Source organism: Brevundimonas sp., assembly GCF_036400995.1.
In the GTDB taxonomy this organism is placed as follows: domain Bacteria; phylum Pseudomonadota; class Alphaproteobacteria; order Caulobacterales; family Caulobacteraceae; genus Brevundimonas.
Genome location: NZ_DASWWG010000087.1, coordinates 1 through 8,460, shown reverse-complemented (window position 1 = coordinate 8,460; position 8,460 = coordinate 1). Strand labels below are relative to the sequence as shown.

The 8,460-nt window shown below is 69.0% G+C and carries 9 protein-coding genes and 2 pseudogenes; all 11 read left to right on the top strand.

The window, feature by feature from the left end; translation table 11 throughout:
- Positions 1-446: pseudogene (locus tag VGE03_RS12465) on the top strand (cytochrome c oxidase subunit II); the annotation flags it as partial.
- A 24-nt stretch (positions 447-470) separates the two neighbouring features.
- Entirely contained in the window at positions 471-2,135 is a 1,665-nt protein-coding gene (gene ctaD, locus VGE03_RS12460) for a cytochrome c oxidase subunit I (protein ID WP_331046793.1), read from the top strand.
- Positions 2,136-2,248: 113 nt separating this feature from the next.
- A complete protein-coding gene (locus VGE03_RS12455) occupies positions 2,249-3,211 on the top strand; it encodes a heme o synthase (protein WP_331046792.1) in 963 nt (320 codons plus the stop codon).
- A 5-nt stretch (positions 3,212-3,216) separates the two neighbouring features.
- Complete coding sequence (locus tag VGE03_RS12450; protein WP_331046791.1) at positions 3,217-3,396, top strand: hypothetical protein; 180 nt, start codon at positions 3,217-3,219, stop codon at positions 3,394-3,396.
- A 2-nt stretch (positions 3,397-3,398) separates the two neighbouring features.
- A complete protein-coding gene (locus tag VGE03_RS12445) occupies positions 3,399-3,971 on the top strand; it encodes a cytochrome c oxidase assembly protein (protein ID WP_331046794.1) in 573 nt (190 codons plus the stop codon).
- 52 nt (positions 3,972-4,023) lie between these two features.
- The gene (locus VGE03_RS12440; protein WP_331046790.1) at positions 4,024-4,932 is read left to right on the top strand and encodes a cytochrome c oxidase subunit 3; all 909 of its coding nucleotides are present in this window, start codon (positions 4,024-4,026) and stop codon (positions 4,930-4,932) included.
- Entirely contained in the window at positions 4,929-5,408 is a 480-nt protein-coding gene (locus VGE03_RS12435; protein WP_331046789.1) for a DUF983 domain-containing protein, read from the top strand. Before VGE03_RS12440 ends, VGE03_RS12435 begins: the two co-directional genes overlap by 4 nt.
- Positions 5,409-6,128: an SURF1 family protein gene (locus VGE03_RS12430; protein ID WP_331046788.1), complete on the top strand. Its 720-nt coding sequence runs from the start codon at positions 5,409-5,411 to the stop codon at positions 6,126-6,128.
- Between the two features lie 47 nt (positions 6,129-6,175).
- Positions 6,176-7,387, top strand: a complete 1,212-nt coding sequence (locus tag VGE03_RS12425; protein WP_331046787.1) for a pitrilysin family protein — start codon at positions 6,176-6,178, stop codon at positions 7,385-7,387.
- Positions 7,388-7,411: 24 nt separating this feature from the next.
- Complete coding sequence (locus VGE03_RS12420; protein ID WP_331046786.1) at positions 7,412-8,002, top strand: GNAT family protein; 591 nt, start codon at positions 7,412-7,414, stop codon at positions 8,000-8,002.
- Positions 8,003-8,028: 26 nt separating this feature from the next.
- A pseudogene (locus tag VGE03_RS12415) lies at positions 8,029-8,460 on the top strand (bifunctional diguanylate cyclase/phosphodiesterase); the annotation flags it as partial.

Here is an 8,460-nt window from a genome sequence, read left to right as displayed (position 1 = left end):
CGATGGTGGTGCCGGTCGGCGCCAATGTCCGCCTGCTGGTCACCGCCGCCGACGAGATCCACGCCGTGGCCCTGCCGGCCTTCGGTCTCAAGACCGACGCCGTCCCGGGCCGGGTCAACGAGACCTGGTTCCGCGCCGACCGCCCGGGTGTCTACTACGGTCAGTGCTCCGAGCTCTGCGGCGTCGACCACGCCTTCATGCCGATCCAGATCAACGTGGTCTCGCGCGCCGAGTTCGCGGCCTGGGTCGCCTCCAAGGGCGGTTCGATGACCCCTAAGACTCCGGAACAGGCTCCGGGCGGCACCGCCGCCCAGGTCGCCGCCGGCACCACCGGCGCGGTCGCCTCGCGCAACGTCTCCTCGGATGCGATGGCGCCTGCCGCCGCCGCCCCGGTCGGAACCACCACCGACCTCCCCGATCCCGCCGCCGATCCGGCCGCCCAGTAACGATACGCGAGAGCCCCAAAGATCATGGCCACCGCAGCCGAGAACCTAGCCCACGACCACGACGGGCATCACGACCACAAGCCGGGCTTCTTCACCCGCTGGTTCCTGTCGACCAACCACAAGGACATCGGGACCCTGTACCTGATCTTCGCCATCATGGCGGGGATCGTGGGCGGCGCCCTGTCCGGCCTGATCCGTCTGGAACTGGCCGCGCCGGGCATCCAGTATTTCGTCCCGGGCGGCATCATCGAGCAACTGGGCCTCGTTGAGGCGTCCAAGCACGGTTACAACGTGACCGTCACGGCCCACGCCCTGATCATGATCTTCTTCATGGTCATGCCCGCCATGATCGGCGGCTTCGGCAACTGGTTCGTTCCGATCATGATCGGCGCGCCCGACATGGCCTTCCCGCGCATGAACAACATCTCGTTCTGGCTGCTGGTCTCGGCCTGGGTGCTGCTGTGCGTCTCGATGTTCGTCGACGGCGGCCCGGGCAAGGGCTTCGGCGGCGGCTGGACGATCTATCCGCCGCTCTCGACCTCGGGTCACACCGGTCCGGCGATGGACCTGGCGATCTTCTCGCTGCACGTCGCGGGCGCCTCGTCGATCCTCGGCGCGATCAACTTCATCACCACCATCTTTAACATGCGCGCGCCGGGCATGACCCTGCACCGCATGCCGCTGTTCGCCTGGGCCGTGCTGATCACCGCCTTCCTGCTGCTGCTGTCGCTGCCGGTTCTGGCCGGCGCCATCACCATGCTGCTGGCGGACCGCAACTTCGGCACCTCGTTCTTCAACCCGGCCGGCGGCGGCGACCCCGTCATGTTCCAGCACCTGTTCTGGTTCTTCGGCCACCCCGAGGTGTACATCCTGATCCTGCCGGGCTTCGGCATCGTCTCGCACATCGTCTCGACCTTCTCGAAGAAGCCCGTCTTCGGCTACCTCGCCATGGCCTACGCCATGGTCGCCATCGGCTTCATCGGCTTCATCGTGTGGGCGCACCACATGTACACCGTCGGCATGTCGGTGAACCTGCGCGCCTACTTCGTGGCCGCGACCATGATCATCGCGGTGCCCACCGGCGTTAAGATCTTCTCGTGGATCGCGACCATGTGGGGCGGGTCGATCAGCTTCAAGACGCCCATGCTGTGGGCGATCGGCTTCATCTTCCTGTTCACCGTCGGCGGCGTGACCGGCGTGGTCCTGTCGAACGCCGGCATCGACTACAGCCTGCACGACACCTACTACGTCGTGGCGCACTTCCACTACGTGCTGTCGCTGGGCGCCGTCTTCGCCATCTTCGCGGGCTTCTACTACTGGTTCGAGAAGATGTTCGGCGTGAAGTACAACGAGTTCCTCGGCTGCCTGCACTTCTGGGTCATGTTCGTCGGCGTGAACCTGGTCTTCTTCCCGCAGCACTTCCTGGGCCTGCAGGGCATGCCGCGCCGCTACATCGACTATCCGGACGCGTTCTACCTGTGGAACCACGTCTCGTCGGTCGGCTACGCGATCACCATCGTCGGCGTCGCCGTCTTCCTGGTGATGCTGCTGGAGGCCGCGATCCGTCGTCGTCCGGGCGTCGCCAATCCGTGGGGCGAAGGCGCCACCACCCTGGAGTGGACGCTCAGCTCGCCCCCGCCGCACCACCAGTTCAACGAACTGCCGGTGGTCAAGCAGGACGAGCACTAAGACCCCGGTCCTCGCGGACCGGACAGCATCGGGGCCGCTCCTTCGACAGAGGGGGCGGCCCCAGCCATTTTGCGGACCCCAGCTTCGCGCTATGAGGCCGCGTTAGAGAGCCGATGACCGAACCCGCCGCACAGCCCGCCATGTCCACGGCCCAGCCGGAAGACTTCTTCCAGCTGCTGAAGCCGCGCGTGATGTCGGTGGTGATCTTCACCGCCGTGGTCGGCCTGGTGGTGGCGAACGGCGACCTGGACTGGATCTCCTCGGCGATCGCCATCCTGTGCATCGCGGTCGGCGCCGGCGCCGCCGGGGCCCTGAACATGGCGGTGGAGGGCGAGACCGACGCCCTGATGCGCCGCACGCGCGGCCGCCCCGTCGCGGCGGGCCGGGTTCGCAAGAACGACGCCATGGCCTTCGGCGTCATCCTGTCGATCTTCTCGGTCATGCTGCTGGGCATGACCACCAACTGGCTGGCGGGCGGCCTGCTGCTGCTGACCATCCTGTACTATGCGGTCTTCTACACCCTGCTGCTGAAGCGGCGGACGCCCCAGAACATCGTCATCGGCGGCGCCGCGGGCGCCTTCCCGCCGGTGATCGGCTGGGCGGCGGCGACCGGATCGGCGCCCTGGCAGGCCTGGCTGCTGTTCCTGATCATCTTCCTGTGGACCCCGCCGCACAGCTGGGCCCTGGCCCTGTATTCGGCCGGCGACTACGCCAAGGCGGGCATCCCGATGATGCCGGTGGCGCGCGGGGCGAAGAGCACCCGCCTGCAGATCCTCGTCTACACCCTGCTGTTCCTGGCCGCGGCGGTCGCGCCGGGCCTGACCGGCATGGGCGGGATCGTCTATCGCGTGGTGTCCGTCGGCGGCGGGCTCGGCTTCCTGTGGCTGGCCGTTCGCCTGTGGCGGTCGCGCGCCGGCGACCAGCCCGACAAGGCCGAGGCCGTGGGGCGAGAGGCCGCATTGTACGACGTCCGCGCCGAGGCCAAACCGGCCCGCAACCTGTTCGCCTTCTCGATCCTCTACCTGGTGGCCCTGTTCGCGGCGCTGCTGGTCGAGAGCTTCACCCCGGGACTGTAAGACCCATGCGCCAGCTGACCCCCGAAGAACTCACCGCCCGCAAGAAGCGCAACCTGGCGATCGCCGGGGCGCTGGTCGCCTTCATGGTGATCGTGTTCGGCGTCACCATCCTGAACCTGAAGCGCAACATCGACGCGCGCACCGCCGCCATCGCCGCCGGCGAGCCGGTCGGATACGCCAAGTGAAGATGTCGCGGAACGCCGTCGCCATCGCCTGTGTGCTGGGCGTCATGGGCATGACCGGCGCCTCGTTCGCGGCGGTGCCCCTGTACCGGATGTTCTGTCAGGTGACCGGCTTCGACGGCACGGTCAGCAAGGCCGACAAGGCGCCGGACGTCCAGTTGGACCAGACGGTGCTGGTGCGGTTCGACACCAATGTCCGCGGCCTGCCGATGCAGTTCCGCGCCGAACAGGTCAGCCAGCGCGTCCGCGTCGGCGAGACCGGCATGGCCTTCTTCGACGTGACCAACACCTCGGACAAGCCGATCAGCGCCAAGGCGGCCTACAATGTCGTGCCGGAACGGGCGGGCCCCTATTTCCAGAAGCTGCAGTGCTTCTGCTTCGACGAGCAGATCATCCAGCCCGGCCAGACGGTGAAATTCCCGGTCCAGTATTTCGTCGCGCCCGAGATGGCGACCGACGCGGAGGCCCGCGGCGTCAGCGAAATCACGCTCAGCTACACCTTCTACCCGACCGACCGGTTCCAGCAGGCGGTAAACGGCGCCCAAACTGAGGCGCAAGCCTCTGGCGCGGCCGGATAGCGAACGCTATAGCCTGCGGTAATACGACTCTCGACCGTTTCAAGAGACACAGATGGCCGACGCCCACGCGACCCCGCATCACGACTACCACCTGGTGAATCCCAGCCCCTGGCCGCTGCTGTCGTCGGTGGCCGTGACGATCATGATGATCGGCGCCGTGGTCTGGATGAAGGGCCTGGTTCCGGCTGACGCCGGTCCCGTGATGGGCGCCCTGTTCGCCAAGGGCGACAAGGCCCTGTTCTTCGCCGGTCTGGTCGGCACCTTCCTGTCGGCCGGCCTCTGGTGGACCGACGTGGTCAAGGAAAGCCGCGCGGGCGACCACACCCCGGTCGTCTCGATCGGCCTGCGCTACGGCATGCTGCTGTTCATCGCTTCGGAAGTGATGTTCTTCGTGGCCTTCTTCTGGATGTTCTTCGAGATGAGCCTCTTCAACGAGGCCCGCACGCACGTTCCGGAAATCGGCGCCTGGGCGGACACCGCCAAGGCCTGGTCGACCTGGCCGCCGAAGGGCGTCGAGACGCTGGACGCCTGGCAACTGCCGCTGCTGAACACCGTGATCCTGCTGCTGTCGGGCACGACCGTGACCTGGGCGCACCACGCCATCGCGCAGGGCGACCGCAAGGCCACCAAGATCGGCCTGGGCATCACCATCGCCCTGGGTCTGCTGTTCACCGCTGTGCAGGCCTATGAGTACCAGCACATCATCCACGAGCACCTGTTCTTCAACGACGAAGCCATCAGCTCGGGCCTGTACGGTTCGATCTTCTTCATGGCGACCGGCTTCCACGGCTTCCACGTGCTGATCGGCACCCTGTTCCTGATCGTCTGCATGCTGCGTCTGGTCGCCGGCCAGTTCACCCCGGAGAAGCATTTCGGCTTCGAGGCGGCGGCCTGGTACTGGCACTTCGTCGACGTGGTCTGGCTGTTCCTGTTCGCCTTCGTCTACGTCGTCTTCGGGTGACCGAAGGCCCCACAGGGCAATCTCCTGAGCCGGCGCGGATCGACCCGATCCGCGCCGGTCTGCTTTGTCGCTGTCCCAACTGCGGGCAGGGGCCGCTCTATGCGGGCTTCCTCAGGGTCGTGGACCGGTGCGAGGCCTGCGGCTTCGACTACAGCCGCCTGAACACCGGCGACGGCGCGGCCATCTTCATCATGCAGATCGCGGGCGGCATCGTAGTCTTCGGCGCCCTCTACGCCATGATCGCCTGGAACCCGCCCATCTGGCTGCTGCTGCTGATCACCCTGCCGCTGGTCGCGGGGCTGTCGATCGGGCTGATGCGCCCGGGCAAGGGCGTGATGATCGCCCTGCAGATGCGTTCCTCCCCCCCCGGGGGAGGGGGACCGCGCAGCGGCGGAGGGGTTGCTGGCGGCACGCTGGGGCAAACACCCCTCCACCATGCTTCGCATGGTCCCCGTCCCCCGATGGAGGAGGAATAGATGCGCGCCCGCTTCCCGTGGGGGCTGACCCTCGCGACCGGCGCCGCGCTGGTCCTGCTGTGCGGGCTGGGGACCTGGCAGGTCCAGCGCCTGCACTGGAAGGAAGCCCTGATCGCCGAGGCCGAAGCGGCCGCCGCCCTGCCGCCGCAACCGCTGGCCGCCGTTCTCGCCGTCCCCGGGACGGAGTTCCGCAAGGCCGTCATCGACTGCGCCGGTCTGGCGACCGCGCGCTTCATCGAGCTGCAGACCGTGCAGGAGGGGCAGGTCGGGGTGCGCCTGATCTCGGCCTGCCGTCCGGACTCCTCCGGCCCGACCTATCTCGTGGATCGCGGTTTCGTCGCCGACACGATCTCGGCCCGTCCCCCGGTCTCGCCGTCGGAGGCGCCGACCGCGCTGACCGTCGAACTGCGCCACACGCCCCCGCCGGGCGCGATGGCCGCCCCGCCCAGCGGCGATCATTTCTATGCCCGCGATACGCCGGCGATGGCGAAGGCGCTGGGCGTGACCGGATCGGTCGCGCCGGAGACCCTGTACGCCCTGTCCTCGAGCAATCCGGACTGGGCGGCCCTGCAGCCCTCGGCGCCGCCCGCGGCCTTCGCCAACAATCATTTCGGCTACGCCCTGACCTGGTTCGGACTGGCGCTGGCCCTGCTGGGGACCTACGTGGCGCTGCTTCGGCGCCGGACCGGCGCCCCGACGTCTGAAAAGAGCTCGACCTGACCACCCTCCACACCCTGTCAAACGGCGTCCGCGTCGTCTGCGACCCCATGCCGGGCCTGCGCACCCTCGCCCTGACCGTCGCCGTGCGCGGCGGGGCCAAGTGGGAGACCGAGGCGACCTCGGGCTGGTCGCACTGTCTCGAGCATCTGGTGTTCAAGGGCGCCGGCGACATGGGCGCGCGCGAGATCGTCGAGCGGATCGAGGCCGAGGGCGGCTCGATCAACGCCGCCACCGGCTATGAGCGCACCAGCTTCGAGGTGCGGGCCCTGCAGGGCGGCCTGCCGCTGGCCATGCAGGTGCTGTCCGACCTGGTCTTCCGCCCCACCCTCGATCCGGCCGAGATCGTGCGGGAGAAGGACGTGGTGGCGCAGGAGATCGCCGAGGCCTTCGACACGCCCGACGACCACGTCTTCGAAATGGCCCAGACCCGCGCCTTCGCCGACCAGCCGCTGGGTCGCCCGATCCTCGGCTCGGTGGCCAGCCTGAAGCCCGTCGACAAGGCCTTGATCGCCGCCTGGCGCGCCCGCCTGTATTCGCCGGACCGGATGGTCGTGGCGGCCTCCGGCGCGGTGGACGAGGGCGAACTGCTGACCCTGGCCGAGCTGTGGTTCGGCGATCAGGTCGCCGCCCCGGCCGAGGCGCCCGCCGTCCCGGTCTTCACCGGCGGCGACGCGGCCCTGACCCGGCGGATCGAACAGGCCAATTTCGTCTTTGAACTGCCCGCCCCCTCGGCCGTCGATCCGCTGTACCCGGCGACCCGGCTGATGAGCGAGATCCTCGGCGGCGGCATGGCCTCGCGCCTGTTCCAGAGCGCGCGCGAGGAGCGGGGTCTGGCCTACGCCATCGACGCCTGGCACGAGCCCTATGAGGACGCGGGCGTTCTGGGCATCTATTCCGGCGCCTCCGCGGACCGGGCGGTCGAACTGGCGCAGGTCTGCGCGGCCGAACTGAAGGCGCTGGCCGATCACGGCCCCACCGACGCCGAGCTGGCCCGCGCCAAGGCGGTGCTGAACGCCAGCCTGTGGATGTCGGACGAAAGCCCGGCCTCGCGCGCCGGGCGGGCCGCGGCCCAGGTGCTGATCTACGGCGCGCCGGTGGCGTCGGAGGTGTCCGCCGAGCGTATCCTGGCCCAGAGCGTCGCCGACGTCCGCGCGGCCGCCCAGGCCTGCCTGTCGCCCGGCAAGGCGGCGACGGCGGTGCTGGGGCCCAAGGCGGCCGCCCCGGCGGGCAAGGCCTTCCGCGACGCCCTGTTCGGCTGATCGTCACAGGACTATTCTGGCCCTATGGCGCTTCTGGACTGGATCAGTGACGCGGGCGGCCCCGTGGTGGAGGGAGCGGGGGTCATCCTGCGCGCGCCGCGCGCCTCGGACCACGAGGCCTGGGCCACGCTGCGGCAGGAGTCCTACCCCTATCTGCAGCCCTGGGAGCCGCTCTGGCCCGAGGATGACCTGACCCGCGCCGCCTATCGCCGCCGCCTGTCGGTCTATCAGCGCGAGATGGACGCCGGGAACGCCTGGCCCTTCTTCATCTTCACCGACCACGGGCGGACGTTGGTCGGCGCCATCACCCTGTCGAACGTCCGGCGCGGCGTCGCCGAGACCGGCACCATCGGCTACTGGATCGGAGGTCGTTACGCGGGGCGCGGCCTCGCCACGGCCGCGGTGAGGGCCGCGGTCAGCTTCGCCTTCGCCGAACTGAAGCTGCATCGGGTCGAGGCGTCCTGCGTTCCGCACAACGCCGCCTCGCGCCGCGTGCTCGAAAAGGCGGGCTTCGAGCACGAGGGCCGGGCCCGGGCTTATCTCAAAATTAACGGCGCTTGGGCAGACCATCTCCTGTTCGGCTGCGTGAATGACGGGGCCGGACGCGCCGGCTGAAGCCGAGCATCGGAGACCCGCGGCGCGTGAACACTCGCTCCAGAAGTCTGGCCTGGGACGCGACCACCGCCATCGAGGCGCTGGCGGCGGCGGACGTCGCCCTGTGGATCTGGACGCCCGCCGACGATCAGATGCGGTTCACCGGGGCGACCCGGGCGCTGGGACTGGGCCCGCTGGCCCCTGAATGCTCCGGCGCGGCCTTCACCGCCGTCGCCGTTCCGCAGGACCGGGCCCTCGCTGAAAAGGTGCTGAAGCCGCAGGAGGAGGGGACCGAGGTCGCCATCCGTCTGCGCATGCGCGACGCCGAGACCTGCATCTGGCGCGGCGTCTGGCTGGAAGACGGCCTGCGCGCCGCCGGCGTGGTCGCGCTGGAAACGAAATTCGCCGCCTCGCACCGCGACAGCCTGACGGGCCTGCTGGACCGCCGCACCTTCCTGGCCCGGGCCGGCGAGACCCTG